This is a genomic window from Parviterribacter kavangonensis, assembly GCF_056863335.1.
On the sequence record NZ_JBXPJA010000002.1, the window covers coordinates 622796 to 642801 of the forward strand.

Below are 20006 nucleotides of genomic sequence, written 5' to 3' on the forward strand. Positions count from 1 at the left end.
TAGAGAGTAGTCTCTAGTGCGTGCCGCGGACGGCCTTCAGCGACGACGACATCCTCGACGCCGCGCGGGCCGTCGTGGTGGCGCGGGGACCGCGGGCGGTGACCTTGCAGTCGGTCGCGGCGGCGTCCTCGGCGACGAACGGGTCGATCTACCACCGGTTCCGTTCGGTCGACGACCTGATCGCGCGGCTGTGGCTGCGCGCCGCCCGGCGGTGCCAGGACGCGGCGCTGGCCGTCGACGATCCGGATCCGGTGGCGATCGCGCTGGCGATCTACGACTTCTGCCTCGCCGAGCGCGAGGACGCGCTGCTGCTCGGCGCGTTCCGGCCCGCGGACCTCGAGGCGCTGTCGCTCTCGGATGAGGTGGTGCGCAGCCTCGACGGCGCGAACGCGCCGATCGCCGAGCTGCTGCGCTCGATCGCCCGGCGCACGCGCGGCTCCGCCCGCCGCGCGGACCGCGAGCTGCTGGAGCTGGCCTGCATCGACGTGCCGTACGGGTTCGCCCGCCGGCACCTCGACGGGCGAACGACCCCGCCGCCGGCCGACCGGCGGCGGCTCGAGGCGGCCGTCCGCGCCGTCCTCGCGACCTGAACGCCGAAGAGGAGCGACCCGATGGGCATCTACGACCAGCTGATCGAGGAAGGAGCGGCGACCGCCGAGCGGCGCGTCGAGGTGGACCGGCGCGAGGACCGCGCGGTCGTGACGCTGCGCGAGCCGGAGCGGCTGAACGTGCTCAGCGCCGGCCTCGTGTTCCAGCTGCGCGCCGCGCTCGAGGAGCTCGTCGCCGACCGGGCGGTGCGGAGCATCGTGCTCACCGGCGCGGACCCCGGCTTCAGCGCGGGCGGCGATCTGAAGATGATGCTGCTCGCCGAGGAGCACCTCGCCGGCGAGGACGAGGGCGCCGCGGACATCTGGCGCTGGATCCGGCGCGAGTTCGGCGGCGTCGCGCGGCTGATCGCGCGCAGCGACACCGCGTTCATCGCCGCGCTCAACGGCCCCGCCGCCGGCGTCGGCCTCGCCTGGGCGCTGACCTGCGACGTCGTCGTCGCCTCCGAGCGTGCGGTGATCGTTCCCGCGTTCGGCCGGCTCGGCCTGCTGCCCGAGGTCGGGACGAGCTGGGCGCTGACCCGCGCGCTCGGCTACCAGGGCGCGTTCGCCTTCTTCGCCGGCGGGGAGCACGTCCACGCGCAGCGCGCCCACGAGCTCGGCCTCGTCCAGGAGGTCGTCGCGCACGACGACCTCCTCGCCGCAGCCGACCGCTGGTGCGACCGCATCGCCAAGCTCCCCCCGCACGCGCTGGAGATGTCCAAGCCGCTCCTGCGCGCCGCCGCCGACGCGACCTGGGACCACTCCCTGACCATGGAGGAGTTCGCCGAGCCGAGCTGCTTCACGACCGCCGCCTTCCAGGGCAACGTGCGCCGCCTGCTCGCGAAGAGCTGAGCCGCCTACGCCGTGAGTCGTTCCTTGCGCATCTCGTCGGCGACGAGCGCGACGAGCGCGGCGGCGACGAGGGCGGTGACGACGGTCTCGGCGCCGCCCCACGGCAGCGGGCCGGACGGTGGGGCGAGCTCTCCTCCGAAGCGACCGCCGATGAGCAGCCAGGCGCTCGCGCCGAGCGTCGCGGCGGCGAGGGCGGCTCCCGCTCGGGGCGCGTGACGCAGGCCCCAGGCGCACAGCGCGGTCCCGATCGGGAGGACCGGGATGAGCTCGCGGGCGGGGAACGCAGGCTCGTCGAGCGACGGCGTGGCCATCGTCGCGAGGACGCCCTGAGCGGCGCAGAGGACGACGAGCAGCGCCGCGCTCACCTCGATGTCGACGACGGCGGGCAGCGCGACGTGCAGGCGCTCTCGCACCGACCACGCCAGCAGGACGAGCGCGACGAAGGCGAGCACGCCGAACGGCGCCCACACGAGCAGGCCGACGTCGGGATCGAGGAAGCCCGTGACGATGCGCGGGATGCGTGCGATCGCATCGCCCGCGTCGTCGATGCCGGTCGGCGGTCCCGGCACGGCGGCGTACGGCGACAGCCCCTTGTAAAGCCGCTCGTACACCGTCAGCAGCAGGACGCCCGAGATGAGGACGACCTCGAGCGAGACGAACGCCGCCAGGCCGCGGCGGCGGCGGCGCAGCCAGCGCGCGAGGACGGCCGCGAGCACGACGGCCGCGGGGAGGAACTTGACGCTCAGCCACGGCAGCGCGCCGATCATCACCGCCGCGCCGACCGCGCGGCGCGGCGCGGGCGCCTCGCGCACGCGCAGGGCGAAGACGGCCGCGATCGCGATCGCCGCGGCGGCGACCGGCTCGGGCGCGATCGCCGTCGACCAGCCGAGCGCCGGCGCCGACAGGCCGCCGACCAGCGCGGCGCGCGTCGCCCACGGCTCGGGCACCAGGCGCCGCGCGATCGCGGCCGCCGCCACGAAGCCGAGCGCCAGCAGCATCGCGACCATGAGCTCCGCTCCCACGCGGCCGGCAAGCGCGTACGCGGGCGCGAGCAGGAGGGCCATCCCGACGCCCGGCGGCTCGTGCAGCCGGCCCTCGGTCAGCCCGGCGACGGGCACGAGCGGCTCGTCGGTCCAGTCCGCGTAGACGCGCTCGCGGTACTCGTCGCGCAGGTCGATGTCGGCGTCGGAGACGATCGATTCGGCGCCCATCAGCACGCGCGCCTCGCCGGGCGCGAGCGGGGCCCCGCCGGACGCGTCGATCCCGATCGTCGCCGCGTACGCCGCGACGAGGACCAGCCACAGGAGGGCTGCCCGCCTCAGGAGGTGCCGACCGGCTCGTCCACCACGCCGTCAGCGTACGGCTGCACCTCGAGACCGTGGTCGGTCTCGTGCATCCCGAGCTCGTACGAGCCCGCGCCGCGTCCGTCGAGCACGATCTCCTCGCCGCGCAAGCGCACGCGCACCGTCATGTCGGCGATCGACGAGTGGGCGCTGTGGTGCTCGGGCCCGGCGGGGTCGGCGTAGCGCCAGCAGACGAAGTGCTCGCGGGGCGCGCGCACCTCGGCCTCGACGCGCACGTCGCCGCCCGTGACGAGGAACCGCACGCCGGTCGGCGTCTCGTCGACGACGGTCGAGCGGGCGCGCTGCGGGCCGCCGAGGCGGTGGCGCTCGCCGTCGAGCGAGAGCACCCCATTCCCGAGCCACGGCACCGTCCAGCCGCCGAGCTTGATCCGGCCGAGCACGAGCTCCAGCCACGTGTCGCGCCCGTAGCCGGCGAAGCGGCCGCAGTGCGTCCAGATCCAGCGCTCGGCGTGCTCGGCGCCCCAGTTGTGGCTGAGCAGCCCGCTCCAGCCGCCGACGTCCCAGCCGGCCATCGTGCCGCTCACCCGCACGGCGGGCCACGGCGTGACCGACTTCGTCTTCGGCAGCTTCGCCTCGTACATCCAGCCGGCGGGGAGGTGGCGCAGCTCCTCGCCCGCGTCCTCGAGCCGCAGGTCCCACGTCTCGCTCAGCGTCGCCGAGCGCACCGCGCCCGCGGCAGCGCCGTCGCGCAGCTCCGCCTCCGCGATGCCGATCAGCCCGCCGGCGGGGACGCGCAGCCCCTCGGCGCCGACGGTCTGCTTGCCCGCGCGGACCGGCTCGGCGGCGCTCGCGTCGAAGAGCGTCAGCCACAGCGACGCCGTCGGCGCCTCTCCCGGCCGCTGGTGCACGGTGTGCCGCAGCCAGAACGCGCGCTGCCCCGCCGGATGGTTGGCCTTGAGGAAGTAGCTCTCGTAGTGCGGCGCGTCCGCAGCGACGTGCGGGAAGCGCGGCTCCGCCGGCGGTCGACCGCTCATGCGCGCATCATCTCGAACGCGCGGCCCAGCGACTCCGAGGCCGGCTCGTCCGCGGGCGGCGCCGTGCCGAGCGCGGCGAACGCGGCGCGCGTGGCGAGCGCCATGATCGTCAGCTGCGGGTTCACGCCGAGCGCCGACGGCACGACCGACCCATCGGCGACGAGCAGCCCGGGCTGCCCGCCGAAGCGCAGGTCGCGGTCGACGACCGTGCCCGCTGCCGCCGTGCCGAGCGGGTGGAACGCCGTCAGCCCGAGGTCCTTCGCGCGGGCGGTCAGCCCGCGCGCCTGCTCGGCGGACGTGACCGGCGCGGCGCCGCGGATCGGGACGTGGACGCGGCGCGCGCCGGCCGCGAGCTCCAGCTCCGCCGCGCGCGCGATCCCGCGCACGAGCAGGTCGGCGTCGGCGCGGTTGACGTCGTAGCGGATGAGCGCACGGCCGCCGAGCTGGTGGACGCGGCCGCGGCTGGTGTCGCGGATCATCAGGCCCGCGTGCGCGACGCGCCGGTAGCCGAGCATCGTCTCGCGGTGCTCGTCGCCGGTCGCTGGCAGTGAGAGGGCGAGCATGTCCGGTGAGCCCGCCCAGCCCTCGAGCATCAGGCCCTCTGCGGCGAACTCGTCGACCGCGTAGGCCTGCGGGACGCCGCGCGTCATGTCGACGTCCTCGTCGAGCTCGGCGAACACGCCCGTCGCCGGATGGATCGACAGGTTGCGGCCGAGGCCGGGCGCGTCGAGGCCGCTGCGGCGCAGCAGGACCGGCGTGTGGATCGTGCCGCAGGCGACGACGACGAGCTCGGCGTCGACGCGCAGGCGCCCGCCGCCCTTCGTGCGCGCCGTGACGCCGCGGCCGGGCTCGACCTTCACGGCGTGCGCGCCGGTGATGGTGACCGCGCCCGCGTCCCACGCGAGCGGGACGTACGTGTTCGCCGTGTGCTGCTTGCCCCCCGACGGGCAGCCGAAGCCGCAGACGCCCGAGCCGATGCACCCCCGCGACGCGCGGTGCAGGTACTCGCCCGACCAGCCGAGCGCCTCGGCCCCGCGCTCCATCACGTGCGCGTTGCGGCCGGCGAGCTCGCGGGGGACGCGGCAGACGTTGTAGATGCGCTCGGCGCGCCGGAAGCACGGGTCGAGCTCCTCCGCCGACCACAGCCCCCACGCGTCGAGGAGCGCGGGCGGCGTCCGGTAGCACGTGGCCGAGTTGAGGATCGTCGTCCCGCCGACCGCCCGCCCGAGCGGCAGCACGATCGGCACGTTGCCGAGCGTCGTGACCATCGCGCCGTCGCGGTAGTGCCGTGGAGCGTCGTCGCGCGGCCGCGCCGTGAAGTCCGACGGCTGCAGCCACTCGCCCTCTTCGAGCATCACGACCGACAGCCCGCCCTCCGCGAGCTCCTTCGCGACGACCGCACCGCCGGCCCCGGTGCCCACGACGACCGCGTCCGCCTTGATCCGCCGCCGGCCGGAGATGGAGGAGCCCCGCTCGACCCGGACCTGGCGCGGATGGAAGATCGCCCGTCCGTCGCCGTACGAGGCGGCGCCCGTGCTCCTCATGGCCGTCCCTCCGCGATCCTCACCGCGGTCGCGCGGGCGACGACGGCTTCGGCGTCGTAGCCGAGCGCGCGCATCACCGCCGGATCTCCGTAGTAGGCCTGCGCGGCGAAGCGGCGGAGGAGGACGCGGGCGTTGGCAAGGCGGCGCGGGGCGGCGTCGGTCGCGGCGATGAGGAGGCGCAGGGCCGTGCGCACCGGCAGCGGCGCGTGGCCGAGGGAGGCCTCGAAGGCGACGAGGGCGTCGGTGCGCTCGACCGGCGGCAGCGGTGCCGCGGGGCGGACCGCCTCCGTGACGAGCCGCTCGACCATGCGGCGCTCGCGGGCGGTCATCGGAGCGCCTCCGCCAGGGCGCGCTCCTGCCGCAGCGCCAGCTCGGTGACCGCGGCGTGCGCGGCCGTCGCGTCGCGCGCCTCGACCGCGGCGGCCGCACGCACGTACATCGCCTCCTGGTCGGCGGTGATCAGCCCGTCGAACAGCGCCGCGTGCTGGAAGTACACGGGGCGGACGCTGTTGAGGATGAGCTGGAAGACGATGTTCCCCGACGCCTCGACGAGGGCGGCGAAGAACGTGAAGTCGGCGGTCTGCTCGGCGGCGGCGACGCGGGCGAGGGCGACGAGCTCGCGCGCCTGCTCGTCCGTGCGGCGCTCCGCCGCGAGCGCGGCGGCCGACGAGAGGAGGAACCGGCGCGCCTCCATCAGCGACGACAGCGTGTCCGGCCGCGGGCCCGAGGCGTCGAACAGGACGTGGGCGATGACGTCGAGGCCGCTGGCGGTCCGCCAGTCCGCGACGCGCATCGCGTCGCCGTGGCGTACCTCGACGAGACCCATCTGCTCAAGTCGCTTGATCGCCTCGCGCACCGTGGTCGCGTTCAGCGTGTACTCCGTCGCAAGCGTCCGCTGCGGCGGCAGCTTCTCGCCGGGTGCGTACCGCCCGGCGAGGATCTCGTCGCGCAGGACCGCGAAGAGCTCCTGCGATGCGGTGGTCCTCCGAAGTTCCATTGATCGGAACAATAGACACATCCCGGGGACGATCGCGTCAGTAGGGTCCGCGCGGGATGGAGATCGTGGTCGGCACGGTCCTCGGGCCCTCGGCGTGGCGGCGCGTGACGCAGGAGGAGATCGACGCGTTCGCGCGGCTCACCGGCGACAGGCAGTGGATCCACGTCGACGTCGAGCGGGCGAGGACGGAGAGCCCGTACGGGACGACGATCGCGCACGGGAACCTGACGCTCTCGCTCATCGACGGCTTCCGCGACGAGCTCGCCGGACCGAGGCCGGCCGGCGCGAAGCTCGGCGTGAACATGGGCTACGACCGCGTGCGGTTCCCCGCGCCGGTGCCGTCGGGCGGCGAGGTCCGCGCGACGATGGAGGTCACGGACGTCCGTGAGCGCGGCGACGGCTGGGTCGAGATGATCCAGCGGTTCACGGTCGAGCTGCGCGGCGGCGACAAGCCGGTGTGCGTCGCCGACTCGGTCGTCCGCGTCCTGCGGCTGTAGGCTTGCCCGCGATGCTCCACGGAAGGGACTCGGAGCTCGCTCGCATCGACGAGCTGCTCCAGTGTGCCCGGGACGGCCGCAGCGGCGCCCTGGTGCTCACGGGGGAGGCGGGGATCGGCAAGACCGCCCTGCTCGAAGCTGCCGTCGAACGAGCGAGCGACCTGCGCGTGCTGCGCGCCAGCGGCTACGAATCCGAGCGGGACCTGCCGTTCGCGGCGCTGCACACCCTGCTCGCGCCGATCCTCGACGTCCGCGACCGGATCCCGCCGGTCCAGGCACGGGCGCTCGGCACCGCGCTGGCGATCGAGCCGCCCGCGCCGCATGACCCGTTCGCCGTCCCCGCCGCGGTGCTCTCGATGCTCGGCGCCGCCGCCGAGGACCAGCCGCTGCTCGCCGTCGTGGACGACCTGCAGTGGCTCGACCCCGGCTCGCTGCGGGCGATCCTCTTCGCCGCGCGCCGGCTCGGCGCCGAGGGCGTCGTCTTCCTCCTCGCCGGCCGCCCCGACGAGGCGCTCATGCCGGCCTTCGCCGGCCTCGACGTCAGCGAGGTCGGGCGCCTCGACGACGACGCTGCGCGCAAGGTGATCCGCGAGCGTGTCGGTGCGCGCGCCTCGAGCACGCTGACCGAGGAGCTCGTCCGCACCGCCGGCGGCAACCCGCTCGCGCTGCACGAGCTGCCCTCGGCGCTGACGAACGGCGACCTCGCCGGCCACGGCACCGGCCCGGCGCTGCGGCTGCCGCCGGGATCGGGCGTCGAGCGATCGTTCCGCGAGCGCCTCGACTGCCTCGACGACGACGCCCGCAAGGCGCTCACCGTCGTCGCCGCGCTCGAGAGCGGCCCCGCGACGCTGGCCCTCGCCGCGCTGCGCAAGGTCGACCTCACGCTCGACGACCTCGAGGGCTGCGAGGCCGCCGGCCTGCTGCGCATCGAGCACGGCGAGGTCGGCTTCCGCCACCCGCTGCTGCGCTCGCTCGCCTACCACAGCGCGACGAGCAGCGCCCGCCTGGCCGCGCACCGCGCGCTCGCCGAGGTCGCCACCGACCCGTCGACCCGCGCATGGCATCTGTCGAGCGCCGCGCTCGGCGCCGACGAGGACGCGGCCCGTGCGCTCGACCAGGCCGCCGCCGATGCCCGCGGCCGCGGCGCGCCCGGCGCGGCCGCCGCCGCGTCGACCCGTGCGGCCGAGCTCAGCGCCGACCCGCTCGCCCGCGTCGAGCGCCTCGCCACCGCCGCCGCCGACCTCGCCGAGGAGGGCCGCGCCGCCGAGGCGCTCGCGCGTCTCGACGAGGCCGAGCGCCTCCCCGAGGCGGAGGAGCTCGCCAGCCGCCTGCGCATCCTGCGCGGCCGCATCGAGATCCGCCACGGCGGCATCGCCGAGGGTCGCCGGCTGCTCGTCGAGGAGGCCGAGCGGTGCGCCGAGGCCTCACCGCTCGACGCCGCGAACCTGCTCATCGAGCTCGGGATCGGCGACATGATCACCGGCGATGCCGTCGCCCACCTCAAGGCGGCCGAGCGCGCGCTCGAGCTCGTCGGCGGCAAGGACGAGCACCTCGAGCGCTTCGCGATGCTCGCGCAGGCGCTCGCGCTCGTCCCGATCGGCGAGGCCGTCGCCGCGGAGTGGTTCTTCGAGCAGGCGATGCCGCTGCTGCTCGAGGGCGACCCGCTGCCGCACGCGTCCGAGCTGATCACGTTCGCCGCGCTGGAGCTGACGTGGCTGGAGCGCTTCGACGAGGCGGAGAAGATCCTCAACCGCCAGCTCGACGCCGCCCGCACCGCGAGCGCCGTCGGCCGGCTCGTCTTCCCGCTCAACGTCCGCGCGCAGCTGAGCGACCGCCGCGGCCGGTGGGCGAGCGGCATCGCCGACGCCGCCGAGGCGGAGGCGCTCGCGCGCGAGACCGGCCAGCTTCCGCAGCTCGCGCTCGCCCTGACGACGCTCGCGTCGCTCGAGGCGGCGCGCGGCGAGGGCGAGAGCGCGCAGCGGCACACCGAGGAGGCGCTCGAGATCACGAGCGCGTTCGGAGGGCCGCTCATCGTCTACGCGGAGGTGGCGATCGGATTCGCCGCGCTTGCCGCCGAGCGCCTCGACGACGCCATCGAGCACCTCGAGCGCGCGTACGCCGCGCGCCTCGCGCTGCAGGGCCGAGAGCCGTCGTTCCTGCAGTTCGAGAGCGACCTCATCGAGTCGTACCTGCGCCTCGGCCGGCGCGACGAGGCGGAGCGGGCGATCGCGCGGCTCGAGGACAGCGCCATGCGGACCGGGCGCAGCTGGGCCCACGCGGTCGCCGCGCGCGGCCGCGGGATGATGGCCGACGACGACAGCTTCGCCGAGCACTTCGAGCGCGCGCTCGAGTTCCACGCGAAGTCCGACCAGCCGTTCCCGGCCGCGCGCACGCGGCTCGCGTACGGGGAGCGCCTGCGCCGTGCGGGCGAGCGCGTCGCCGCGCGCGAGCAGCTCGCGCAGGCGGCCGAGGCGTTCGAGCGGATCAACGCGGCGCCGTGGGCCGAGCGCGCCCGCGCCGAGCTCGGCGCGACCGGACAGACGCTGCGCCGCTCGTCCGGCTGGGCGGGCTCGGACTCCGAGACGCTGACGCCGAGCGAGCTGCAGGTCGCCCTGCGCGTCGCCGAGGGCCTGACGAACCGCGAGGTGGCGGCCGCGATCTTCCTCAGCCCGAAGACGGTCGAGCACCACCTGTCGTCGATCTACCGCAAGCTCGGCATCCGCTCGCGGACCGAGCTCGCCCGCCGGATGGCGGGCGACGTCCAGCAGACGGCCGGCGTCGCCTGACGGCCGTCAGACGCCGGCTTCGTCGGCCACGCGCTCGGCGAGCTCGACGAGCAGCCGCAGCGGCGTGCCGTTGCCGGCCTTCGGGGAGTACGCGCGACCCCAGTCCCAGCCGGTCCCGGCGATGTCGAGGTGCGCCCACGGCGTGTCGCCGACGAAGCGCTTGAGGAACTCGGCGGCGGTGATCGATCCCGCCTTGCGCGCCTCGACCGCGTTCGTGATGTCGGCGTAGCGGCCCTTGATGAGGTCGCTGTACTCCTCGTGCAGCGGCAGGCGCCAGACGACCTCGCCGGTCGTGCGGCCCGCCTCCTCGATCTCGGCCGCCCACGCGTCGTCGTTGCTCATGAGCCCCGCGTACGTCGAGCCGAGCGCGATGACGATCGCGCCGGTGAGCGTCGCGACGTCGACGAGCCGCTCGGCGCCGAGCTCGACCGCCCGGGCCAGGCAGTCGGCGAGCACGAGCCGGCCCTCGGCGTCCGTGTTGTTGATCTCGATCGTCGTGCCGTTCATCGCGGTCACGACGTCGCCGGGCTTCATCGCGCGGCCGCTCGGCAGGTTCTCCGTCGCGCCGACGATCGCGACGACGTCGATCGGAAGCCCGAGCGCCGCGATGGCGCCCATGGCCTCGAGGACCGCGGCGCCGCCCGACATGTCGAACTTCATCTCGTGCATCTTGCCCGCGGGCTTGATCGAGATGCCGCCGCTGTCGAACGTGACCGCCTTGCCGACGAGCCCCAGTGCGGGCGTGCCGCCCTTCGCGCCCGCCCATGCGAGCGTGATGAGCGCGGGCTCCTCGTCGCTGCCCTGCGCGACGGCGGCGAACGCGCCCATCCCGCGGGCGACGATGCCGTCGCGCCGCTCGACCTCGACGCTCAGCCCGTCGTGCTGCGCGGCGAGCGCCTCGGCGCGCTCGGCCAGCTTCGACGGCGTCATGTGGTTGGCGGGCGTGTTCTGCAGGTCGCGCGCGGCGTTCGTCGCGGCGGCGAGCACGGCCGCGCGGTCGACCGGCGCGGAGACGTCGTGGTGGGCGCTGACGAGCAGCTCCCCGACGCCGTTGTCGTCGTCGTTCCCGGACGACTTGAAGGCGGTGAAGGCGTAGTCCGCCAGCACGGTGCCCTCGACGAGGCCGCCGACGACGCGGTCGTCGACGTGGTGGGGGACCTCCCAGCACAGCGTCGTCGTCCCGAGCTCCTTCGCGCGGCCGAGCGCGGTGGCGGCGGCGACGCGGGCGCGCTCGGCGTCGAAGCGGTCGCGCTCGCCGAGGCCGAGGACGATCCAGCGCTTGCCGGCGGCGTGGGCGACCGCGAGCTTGCGGAAGGCGCGCTTGGCCTCGCCGCCGTCGAGAAGTCCCTGGAGGGTGCCGTCGACGTCGTGGGCGATGTCCTCGCCGTCGAAGACGCCGACGACGACGGTGTCCGCGCTCGTCTCGCGCGGGGAGTCGGTGGTGCTCTGGACGCGCATGAAGGCGCGGAGCCTAGTGGCGAAGCGGCGAACTGACCGGGATCCGGCGCGCGAGCCGTGCATGCCCGGTGGAAACCAGCACCGCGCTCACCGTGAGCCTGCCCACCTTCTTCGGCACCCGCAGCCGGCAGCCGTACAGCCGCTTGCGCACGACGCGGAACGAGCACGTCCGCACCTTCCGGTTGCCGCTCAGCAGCGTCAGCCGGACGCGGCCGGCGCGGAGGGTCCGGACGCTGGCCGCGACGAACGGCCCGCGCCGGGTGGTCGAGACCTCCAGCACCGGGGCCTTCGGCGTCGTGGACGTCTTGATCGGCGCCGCCGGCCGCGAGACGACGGGCGGGGGCGGGTCGATCGCGATCGTCGTCTGCGCCGTCGCCCCGCCGGCGGTCCGCGCGGTCACCGTCGCCGTGCCGTCCCCGGGCGCGCGGAAGAGCCCGTCCGCGGTGATCGACCCGGCCGACGCCGCCCACGTCACCGCTCGCGACGCGCTGAGCTGGACACTCGACCCCGCCACCATGCGCGCGGGCGCGCCGGAGATGGCCACCGGTCCCTTCCCGTTGAAGTCGACGGTGACGGCGGCGGTGGCGGGCGAGGTGGGGAACAGCGGCGAGCTCGCGTCGCGGACCGCGTACGTGAACGTGTCGCCGTCGCCCGTGGGGTCGGTCGGCGTGTAGTGGATGGTCGACCCGGAGAACCACTCGTCCGCCGGCACGTCGAGCGTCCCGTGCCGCGGCGGGTCGACGATCCGCCACTCCGGGGCGCCCATCACCCAGTCCGCGCGCTCGTACTTCGCGGCGCCGAGCGTCACCGGCACCGGCCCGACGTCCTGCGCGCTCGCCTGAACCGGCTTCGCCACGTAGCCCGGCACGGTCACGCCGGCCGCCGAGTAGGCCGGCGCGTTGACCTCGTTGGCCTCGTGCACGACGTTCTGGGGATCGATGTCCGCGCGCAGCCGGTAGAGCCCCGGCTGCACCGCGCTCACGTCGACCCACTGGAACGCGAGGCTCCAGCCGTAGACGTCGCGCCAGCCGGGTGAGACTCCCATCTTCACTTCGCTCGGACTCGTGTTGTGACGCTGGCAGTCAGCGGTGTAGGTCGGCGAACCGGCTGTCTCGACCGGGTCGCTGTCCATCAGGCAGAAGCCGACCTTCATGGCGGGAGCGACGTCCGTCTTCCCATCCAGCGTCGTCAAGCGGTACGACGCGATGCGCATGAGATGCCAGTGGTCGTGCGTGTCGTTGGTCTCGTAGCGGAGCTCTGCGAGGGGCGAGAGGACGAGGTCGGTGAAGGAACCGCCGTCGTAGACCCGCTGTTTCACCTGACCCATGAGGAGATCGTTCGGTTGCGTTCCGTCGATCTCGAAGACCCCGGGTCCTGCGTTGTGGACGTAGCCGGTGAAGCGCAGGAGCAACGCATCCCCGTTCGTCGTGTCGTGCTGGACCTTGACGTCGACAGGGGGATCGGCGACGAGGTCCGGCATTGCGGCATGAGCGGGGACGGCGGCGAGCAGCGCCGCGGCGAGGGCCGCGGATATCGTCTTGCGGGTTCGTCCCGTCACGAAACCGGAGCTTGACATGACCAAGACCGTCATCCTCGGAACCGCTCGTACTCCTATCGGCAAGCTCGGCGGGGGACTTTCGACCCTCGACGCCACCGAGCTCGGCGGGACCGCGATCCAGTGCGCGCTCGAGCGCGCGAACGTCGAGCCCGGCCAGGTCGACCACGTCGTGATGGGCCAGGTGCTGCAGGCCGGCCAGGGGCAGATCCCCTCGCGCCAGGCCCAGATCAAGGCCGGCATCCCGAAGGAGGTCTCCTCGGAGACCATCAACAAGGTCTGCGCGTCGGGCGTGCGCGCGGTCGGCATCCTCGACTCCGCGATCCGCGCCGGCGACGTGACGGTCGGCGTCGGCGGCGGCATGGAGTCGATGTCGCAGGCGCCGTACCTGCTGCCGCAGGCGCGCTTCGGCTACCGCATGGGCGACGCGAAGGCGCTCGACGCGATGGTCCACGACGGGCTGACGAACCCGTTCAGCGGCAAGCAGATGTTCGTGGAGGCCACGGAGGTCGGCGAGGAGCTCGAGCTGACGCGCCCCGACCTCGACCGCTGGGCGCTGCGCTCGCACGAGCGCGCCCTTGCCGCCATCGACGAGGGCCGCATGAGCGACGAGATCGTCCCGGTGACGGTGAAGAGCCGCAAGGGCGAAACGGTCGTCGAGATCGACGAGGGTCCGCGCCGCGGTTCGTCGCTCGAGGCGCTCGCCAAGCTGCCCGGACTCGTCGGCAAGGAGGGCTCGCACACGGCCGGCAACTCGCCGGGCGTCAACGACGGCGGCGGCGCGCTCGTGCTCTCCAGCGAGGAGTGGGCGAGCTCGAACGGCAAGGAGGTCCTCGCCGAGATCGTCGGGCAGGCCCAGGTCGCCGACGACTTCCCCTACCTCGCGCGCACGCCGGCGAGCGCCGCGAAGAAGCTGCTCGACAAGCTCGGCATGAGCGCCGAGGACGTCGACCTCTGGGAGATCAACGAGGCGTTCGCCTCCGTGACGCTCAACTCGATCCGCATGCTCGGCATCGACGAGGAGAAGGTCAACGTCAACGGCGGCGCCGTCGCGCTGGGCCACCCGATCGGCGCCTCGGGCGCGCGCATCATCGGCACGCTCGTGCACGAGCTCCGCCGCCGCGGCGGCGGCTACGGCATGGCCGCCATCTGCTCGGGCGGCGGGCAGGGCGACGCGCTGCTCATCAAGGTGTGAGCGAAGCCGCAGCCTTCTTCGACCTCGACCGCACGCTCATGGCGGGGTCGAGCGCGTTCCAGTTCGGCCGGGCGAGCTACGAGGCGGGCCTGCTCTCGCGTCGCCAGCTCGCCCGGGACGCGTGGTCGAACGTGAAGTTCCGCCTCCAAGGCTCGACCGACGAGGCGACCGACCAGCTGCGCGACCGGATCTTCGCGTCGATCAAGGACACTCGCGTCATCGACCTCCAGCGCCTCGGGCCGCGCGTGCTCGCCGGCGTGCTGCCGCGCGTCTACCCGCAGATGCTCGAGGTCGCCTGGCGCCACCAGGACGAGGGACGCCGCGCGTACATCGTCACGGCCGCGTCGCACGAGCTCGCCGAGCTGCTGGCGCAGGTGCTCGTCTTCGACGGCGGCATCGGCGCGCGGTCGGAGATCGCCGACGGCCGCTACACGGGCCGCCCCGACGGCCCGTTCACGTACCGCGAGGGCAAGGCGGTCGCGATGCGCGAGCTGGCCGCCCGCGAGGGCATCGACCTCGCCGCCTCGTACGCGTACTCCGACAGCGAGTCGGACCTGCCGATGCTGCGCGCGGTCGGCCATCCCGTCGCGGTGAACCCCGACGCGGCGCTGCTGCGAACCGCCCGCGAGGAGGGCTGGGACGTCATGCGGTTCGAGCGACTCGGCCGCCGCCTGCGCGTCGTCGCCGCCGGCGTCGCCATGGCCGCCGTCGGCGGCATCGGCCGCGAGGTCGCCACGCGCCGCGCGTCCGGCGGCGCCGTTCGCCGCGCGGTCCGCCGCTAACCCGCGGTCTCTCCGCGCCCCCTTCGGGGTCCTCACAGCGCCCGGCGCGGCTGGCGCGTTGGCAGTCGGCCGCCTCCGGTCTCATGCCGTGGAACGTCCGTCGGATCGGGAGGAGCAACCATGGCCAGCACGGCTACGCAGGGCAGGAGGACGGTCGCGGGCCGGCTCGAGGGCAAGGTCGCGGTCGTGACCGGCGCGTCCACCGGCATCGGCCGCGCGATCTTCGAGATGTTCGCCGAGGCCGGCGCGTTCGTCGTCGGCGCTTCGCGCACGCAGAGCAAGCTCGACGAGGCGCTCGCCGCGGTCGAGGGAGCGGGCGGCCGCGGCATCGTCGTCTCCGCCGACCTCTCACGCGACGAAGACGCCGCGAAGGTCATCCAGGCCGCGGCCCGCGAGGGCGGCGGGCTCGACATCGTGGTCAGCAACGCCGGGGTCGGCTACTCCTACAAGGAGGTCCGGCCGAAGTCGATGGAGCCGATCGCCGACACGCCGCCGGAGGAGTGGGAGCACGTCCTCGGGATCAACCTCAACTCGGTCGCGTACGTCGCGCGCCACGCGATCCCCGAGCTGCGCAAGCGCGGCGGCGGGTCGATCATCAACGTCGCGAGCATCTGGGGCCTCGCCGGCGCGGCCGACGCCCACGCCTACACGGCGGCGAAGGGCGCGATCGTGAACCTCTCGCGCTCGATGGCGGTCGCGTACGGGCCGGAGAACATCCGCACCAACGCGCTCTGCCCGGGCTTCATCGACACGCCGATGATCGCGCCGGTCGTCGACGCCCTGAACGAGCCCGCGTTCGCGCCGACGTGGAACCCGCTGGGGCGCACGGGCACGCCCGAGGAGATCGCCTACGGCGCGCTGTGGCTGGCGTCGGACGAGAGCAGCTATTGCAACGGGAGCACGTTCGTCATCGACGGCGGCACCACCGCCATGTGGTAGCGGTCACACTGCACTTGTGAGTCGCGACTCACTTCGCTACCTTGGCGGCATGCGAGATGTAAGCCGCGACTCACAAACCGCCCGCCGCTCGCCCGGCTGGACGCTGGCGATCGTCTCGATCGCCCTCTTCATGGTCACGCTCGACAACCTCGTCGTCACGACGGCGCTGCCGAGCATCCGCGCCGATCTCGGCGCGTCGATCGAGGACCTCGAGTGGACGGTCAACGCGTACACGCTGGCCTTCACGGTCTTCCTGCTCACCGGCGCCGCGCTCGGCGACCGGCTCGGCCGCCGCAGCGTCTTCATGGGCGGCCTCGCGCTCTTCACGCTGGCCAGCGCCGCCGCTGCAGTGGCGCCGGACACCGCGACGCTGATCGCCGCGCGCGCCCTGCAGGGCGTCGGCGCCGCGACCGTCGCGCCGCTGACCCTGACGCTGCTCTCCGAGGCCTTCCCCGGCCAGCGCCGCGGGATGGCGATCGGGATCTGGTCGGGCGTCTCGGGTCTCGGCGTCGCGCTCGGGCCGCTCATCGGCGGCGCGGTCGTCGACGGGATGTCGTGGCAGTGGATCTTCTGGGTCAACGTCCCGGTCGGGCTCGCGCTGCTGCCGCTCGCCGCCCGCCGCCTGATGGAGAGCCGCGGTCCGGGCCGCGCGCTCGACCTCCCCGGCCTCGCGCTCGGCAGCGCCGGGCTGCTCACGCTGACCTACGGCCTGGTCAAGGGCAACGGGCTCGGCTGGGGGAGCACGGAGGTCCTCGGCCTGCTCGCCGGCGGTGCCCTGCTGCTCGCCGCGTTCGTCGCGTGGGAGCGCCGGGCGCCGGCGCCGATGCTGCCGATGAGCTTCTTCGCCAGCCGCGGCTTCGCCGCCACGAGCGGCGTGTCGATCGCGATGACCTTCGGGATCTTCGGGTCGATCTTCCTGCTCGCGCAGTACTTCCAGACGGTGCAGGGATACTCGCCCTTCGAGGCCGGCCTGCGCACGCTGCCCTGGACCGGGATGCCGATGCTCGTCGCGCCCATCGCCGGCCTGCTGTCCGACCGGATCGGCTCCCGCCCGCTCATGGCGACCGGCCTCGGCCTGCAGGCGATCGCGGTCCTCTGGCTCGAGCGGATCACGGCCGTCGACACGCCGTACGGCTCCTACGTGCTGCCGTTCATCCTCGCCGGCGCCGGCATGGCGCTCGTCTTCGCGCCCGCCGCGAACGCGGTGCTGCGCTCGGTCCGGCCGGATCAGGCCGGCCAGGCGTCGGGCGCGACGAACACCATCCGCGAGCTCGGCGGCGTCATGGGCGTCGCGATCCTCGCCGCGGTGTTCAGCGCGAACGGCGGCTACGAGACCCCGCAGGCGTTCGTCGACGGCTTGCTCCCCGCCCTGAACGTGGGCGCCGCCGTGCTGCTCCTCGGTGCGATCGCGGCGCTCTTCGTGCCCGGGATCGGAAGCGCTCGCGGCGCCGAGGCGGGAGCGGTGCCGGCGACCGCCTAGGAGGGAGCGCCAGCCTCGACGGCATGCGGCGCCCGGAGGGCTCGGCGGAGGACCACCGTCGAGCCCGTCGGGCGCTGCTCGATGTCGACGACGTCGACGAGCGCGCGCATCAGCGGCAGGCCGCGGCCGCGGTCGCGTGAGACCGAGTCGCGCCAGCCGCCGCGGTCGCGGACGGTGACCGACACCTCGCCGTCGTCGCGGTCGAGCACGACCTCGAACGGCTCGGGGGAGAGGCCGTACGCGTGCTCGATCGCGTTCTGGCACGCCTCGTTGACCGCCATGACGACGTCCTGGACCTCCTCGGGGTCCGCGCCCGCCTCGGACAGCCAGCGCCGCAGCGACTGCCGGAACGACGCCAGCGCGCCCGGCTCGCCGATCAGCTCGATGTCGAGCCGCTCGCCGAGCGCGGCCGACGCCTGGACGACGACGAGCGTCACGTCGTCGTTCGCCTCGCCGCCGATCGTCTTGCGGATGACGCGCTCGCAGAGCTGCTCGGGCTCGGCGACGCCGCCGTCGACGAGCGCGAGCTCGAGCTTCTCGATGCCGCGGTCGATGAGCTCGTCGCGCTGCTCGACGAGGCCGTCGGTGTAGAGCACGAGCGTCGCCCCCGGCTCGAGCGCCGACGTCGCGTCCTCGTAGCCGGCGACGTCGAGCGCGCCGAGCGGCACCGACAGCGTGTCCTTCAGCGGCCGCACGACCTCGTCGGCGCCGAGCACGAGCGGCGGCGGATGGCCGGCGTTCGCGTACGTGATCCGGCCCGTGGCCGGCTCGACGAGCATCACGAGCGCAGTCGCCATCGAGTCCCAGGCGAGCGAGAGGAGGAACCGGTTCAGCCGCTCGAGCACGGTCGACGGTCGCGGGTCCTCGAGCGCGTACGCGCGCAGCGCGCTGCGCAGCTGGCCCATCATCGCCGCGGCGTTGACGCCGCGCCCGGCAACGTCGCCGATGACGATCGCCACGCGACCGCCCGGCAGCGGGATCGTGTCGTACCAGTCGCCGCCCACCCGCGTGCCCGCGCCGCCGGCGAAGTAGCGCGCCGCCATCGACAGGCCGGGGACGATCGGCAGCGAGTCGGGCAGCAGCGAGCGCTGCAGCTCCTCCGCGATGCCCTGCTGGCGCTCGAAGAGGCGCATGCGCTGGATGGCCAGCGCCGCGCGGTCGCCGGCGAGCTGCAGCAGGTCGATGTCCTCGGCGCTGAAGCGCCGCTCGAACAACGTGCCGACCTCGAGCGCGCCGATCGCCTCGTCGCCGACCATGAGCGGGACGCCGAGCAGCGACGTCACGGTCTTGCCGAGCGGGTGCGCCCCGAGCTGGCCGTCGGCCGCGATGTCGCGCACGACGATCGGCCGGCGCTCCCGCATGATCCGCTCCGCCAACCCGCCCTGCGGCGAGCCGTGCTCCTGCACGTACGCCGCCGCCTCGCCCGCGGCGTGCACGACGACGTGCCCCTGCTCGCCCTCCTCGAGCAGGACCGCGGCGCCGTCGACGCCGAGCAGGTCGCTGACGCGCGCCAGCAGCTCGCGCAGGAGGTCCTCGATGCCGAGCGACGCGAGCGCGGCGTCGGTGATCGCGCTGATCGCGCGCTGGCGCTCGGCGAGCGCCTCGGCCTCCGCGCGCGCGGACTGCTCGCGGACGAGCTGCTCGCGCGCGGCCTGCGCGCGCAGCCGCTCGCGGATGTCCTGGACCTGGACGAGCAGCGCGCGCATCGCCTGGTCCTCGTCGCGCGCGACGGAGAAGCTCAGCTCGGCGGGCACCTCGGCCTGCTGCGCCGTGACGAGGCGCTTCTGCACGTCGTACGTCTCGAGCCGGCCCCGCAGGAGGTCGCCGCGCTGCTTCGAGTCGATGCCGACGTCGTCGGGGTGCGTGACCGAGTCGAGCGTGCGCCCCAGCAGCGAGCCCTCGCGGACGCCGAGCACCTGGCTGAGCGCGCGGTTGACCTGCAGGAAGACGCCGGCGTCGTCCATGCGCGCCATGCCGATCGGCGCGCTGTCGAACGTCGCGCGCAGCAGCTCCTCGTTGCGCCGCACGGTCCGCGTCGCGTCGTAGAGGTCGAGGAAGACCTGCACCTTCGCGCGCAGCAGCTGCGGGTCGTACGGCTTGAAGACGTAGTCGACGGCGCCGGTCTCGTAGCCGCGGAAGACGTGCTCGCGCTCCTTGGAGATCGCGGTCACGAAGATGATCGGGATCGCGCGCGTCTTCTTGCGGCGCTTGATGTACTCGGCGGTCTCGAAGCCGTCGAGGTCGGGCATCTGGACGTCGAGCAGGATGAGCGCGAACTCGTCGTGCAGCAGCCGGCGCAGCGCTTCCTGGCCCGACGTCACGCTGATGAGCCGGCAGCGCAGCGGCTGCAGCACGGCCTCGAGCGCGAGCAGGTTCTCCGCGCGGTCGTCGACCAGGAGCACGTTGGGCGGCTGGGTCACGACGGCACCTCGCTGCCGCACAGCTCGCACAGCCGCACCGGGATCTCGGCGAGCGGCAGGACCTCGTCCGGCTCGGCGGCCAGCGCGGCGCGCGGCATCTCCGGCCGCTCGGCCGTCGCCGGGTCCTCGACGATGGCGTAGCCGCCGCGGCGCCTGATCGCGGTCAGGCCGGCGGCGCCGTCGGCGTTGGCGCCGGTGAGGACGACCCCGACCACCGCCGCGCCGTGCTCCTCGGACGCCGAGTCGAACAGCACGTCGATCGAGGGCCGCGCGAACTGGACGAGCTCGTCGACCGACAGCCCGACGCAGGCGTCCTCGACGAGCATGTGGTAGCCGGGCGGCGCGAGCAGCACGCGCCCGGGGCGCAGCGGCTCCTTGTCGTCGGCGTCGGCCACCTCGAGGTCGGTGTGGCGGGCGAGCAGGTTGGCGAGCAGGTCGTCCTCGGCGTCCGGGTCGCGGTGCTGCGCGACCGCGATGGGAACGGGGAAGTCGCGGGGCAGTCCGCCCAGCACCGTCTCCAGGGCCCGCATGCCGCCCCAGCTCGCTCCGATCACCACGAGGTCGTAGTCCGTCATC

At 74.2% G+C, this 20006-nt stretch carries 17 protein-coding genes; 8 read left to right on the forward strand and 9 right to left on the reverse strand.

The features are described 5' to 3' along the window. The first annotated feature begins 20 nt into the window (after window positions 1-20). Both AC1UE4_RS18820 and AC1UE4_RS18825 read left to right on the forward strand, forming a co-directional pair. Window positions 21-590 (forward strand): TetR/AcrR family transcriptional regulator, encoded by a 570-nt coding sequence (locus tag AC1UE4_RS18820; RefSeq protein ID WP_482918841.1) that lies wholly within the window; start codon window positions 21-23, stop codon window positions 588-590. Between the two features lie 21 nt (window positions 591-611). Further along, window positions 612-1439, forward strand: a complete 828-nt coding sequence (locus AC1UE4_RS18825) for an enoyl-CoA hydratase/isomerase family protein (RefSeq protein ID WP_482918842.1) — start codon at window positions 612-614, stop codon at window positions 1437-1439. 5 nt (window positions 1440-1444) lie between these two features. On the opposite strand, the gene AC1UE4_RS18830 is transcribed toward AC1UE4_RS18825, so the two are convergent. The 5 genes from AC1UE4_RS18830 to AC1UE4_RS18850 all read right to left on the reverse strand — a co-directional run bounded on the left by AC1UE4_RS18830 (window position 1445) and on the right by AC1UE4_RS18850 (window position 6318). Next, the gene (locus AC1UE4_RS18830) at window positions 1445-2650 is read right to left on the reverse strand and encodes a hypothetical protein (RefSeq protein WP_482918843.1); all 1206 of its coding nucleotides are present in this window, start codon (window positions 2648-2650) and stop codon (window positions 1445-1447) included. A gap of 107 nt (window positions 2651-2757) precedes the next feature. Beyond that, window positions 2758-3777, reverse strand: a complete 1020-nt coding sequence (locus tag AC1UE4_RS18835) for a hypothetical protein (protein WP_482918844.1) — start codon at window positions 3775-3777, stop codon at window positions 2758-2760. Continuing rightward, on the reverse strand, window positions 3774-5321 hold the full coding sequence (locus tag AC1UE4_RS18840; protein WP_482918845.1) for a GMC family oxidoreductase N-terminal domain-containing protein: 1548 nt from the start codon (window positions 5319-5321) through the stop codon (window positions 3774-3776). Before AC1UE4_RS18840 ends, AC1UE4_RS18835 begins: the two co-directional genes overlap by 4 nt. After that, window positions 5318-5650, reverse strand: coding sequence for a hypothetical protein (locus AC1UE4_RS18845; RefSeq protein ID WP_482918846.1), 333 nt, complete (start codon window positions 5648-5650; stop codon window positions 5318-5320). The genes AC1UE4_RS18840 and AC1UE4_RS18845 overlap by 4 nt, the downstream gene beginning before the upstream one ends. Further along, entirely contained in the window at window positions 5647-6318 is a 672-nt protein-coding gene (locus AC1UE4_RS18850; RefSeq protein ID WP_482918847.1) for a FadR/GntR family transcriptional regulator, read from the reverse strand. The genes AC1UE4_RS18845 and AC1UE4_RS18850 overlap by 4 nt, the downstream gene beginning before the upstream one ends. Window positions 6319-6374: 56 nt before the next feature. On the opposite strand from AC1UE4_RS18850, the gene AC1UE4_RS18855 reads away from it, so the two are divergent. Beyond that, window positions 6375-6815: a MaoC family dehydratase gene (locus AC1UE4_RS18855; protein WP_482918848.1), complete on the forward strand. Its 441-nt coding sequence runs from the start codon at window positions 6375-6377 to the stop codon at window positions 6813-6815. A gap of 11 nt (window positions 6816-6826) precedes the next feature. Continuing rightward, on the forward strand, window positions 6827-9601 hold the full coding sequence (locus AC1UE4_RS18860; RefSeq protein ID WP_482918849.1) for a helix-turn-helix transcriptional regulator: 2775 nt from the start codon (window positions 6827-6829) through the stop codon (window positions 9599-9601). A 6-nt stretch (window positions 9602-9607) separates the two neighbouring features. On the opposite strand, the gene AC1UE4_RS18865 is transcribed toward AC1UE4_RS18860, so the two are convergent. Then, on the reverse strand, window positions 9608-11059 hold the full coding sequence (locus AC1UE4_RS18865; RefSeq protein ID WP_482918850.1) for a leucyl aminopeptidase: 1452 nt from the start codon (window positions 11057-11059) through the stop codon (window positions 9608-9610). Window positions 11060-11072: 13 nt separating this feature from the next. Next, window positions 11073-12617, reverse strand: a complete 1545-nt coding sequence (locus AC1UE4_RS18870; RefSeq protein ID WP_482918851.1) for a lysyl oxidase family protein — start codon at window positions 12615-12617, stop codon at window positions 11073-11075. Between the two features lie 16 nt (window positions 12618-12633). On the opposite strand from AC1UE4_RS18870, the gene AC1UE4_RS18875 reads away from it, so the two are divergent. The 4 genes from AC1UE4_RS18875 (at window position 12634) to AC1UE4_RS18890 (ending at window position 17010) form a co-directional block, all read left to right on the forward strand. Then, window positions 12634-13809 carry an acetyl-CoA C-acetyltransferase gene (locus AC1UE4_RS18875; protein ID WP_482918852.1) on the forward strand — a complete coding sequence of 392 codons (1176 nt, stop codon included), beginning with the start codon at window positions 12634-12636 and terminating at the stop codon, window positions 13807-13809. Further along, window positions 13806-14591 (forward strand): HAD family hydrolase, encoded by a 786-nt coding sequence (locus AC1UE4_RS18880; protein ID WP_482918853.1) that lies wholly within the window; start codon window positions 13806-13808, stop codon window positions 14589-14591. Before AC1UE4_RS18875 ends, AC1UE4_RS18880 begins: the two co-directional genes overlap by 4 nt. 120 nt (window positions 14592-14711) lie before the next feature. After that, window positions 14712-15530, forward strand: coding sequence for an SDR family NAD(P)-dependent oxidoreductase (locus AC1UE4_RS18885; RefSeq protein ID WP_482918854.1), 819 nt, complete (start codon window positions 14712-14714; stop codon window positions 15528-15530). A gap of 49 nt (window positions 15531-15579) precedes the next feature. After that, a complete protein-coding gene (locus AC1UE4_RS18890; RefSeq protein ID WP_482918855.1) occupies window positions 15580-17010 on the forward strand; it encodes an MFS transporter in 1431 nt (476 codons plus the stop codon). Here the strand turns inward: AC1UE4_RS18890 and AC1UE4_RS18895 are convergent. Both AC1UE4_RS18895 and AC1UE4_RS18900 read right to left on the reverse strand, forming a co-directional pair. After that, entirely contained in the window at window positions 17007-19430 is a 2424-nt protein-coding gene (locus tag AC1UE4_RS18895) for a SpoIIE family protein phosphatase (protein ID WP_482918856.1), read from the reverse strand. The two genes, AC1UE4_RS18890 and AC1UE4_RS18895, sit on opposite strands and share 4 nt — an antisense overlap. Beyond that, window positions 19427-20005: a chemotaxis protein CheB gene (locus AC1UE4_RS18900; RefSeq protein ID WP_482918857.1), complete on the reverse strand. Its 579-nt coding sequence runs from the start codon at window positions 20003-20005 to the stop codon at window positions 19427-19429. Before AC1UE4_RS18900 ends, AC1UE4_RS18895 begins: the two co-directional genes overlap by 4 nt. Window position 20006: the final 1 nt, after the last annotated feature.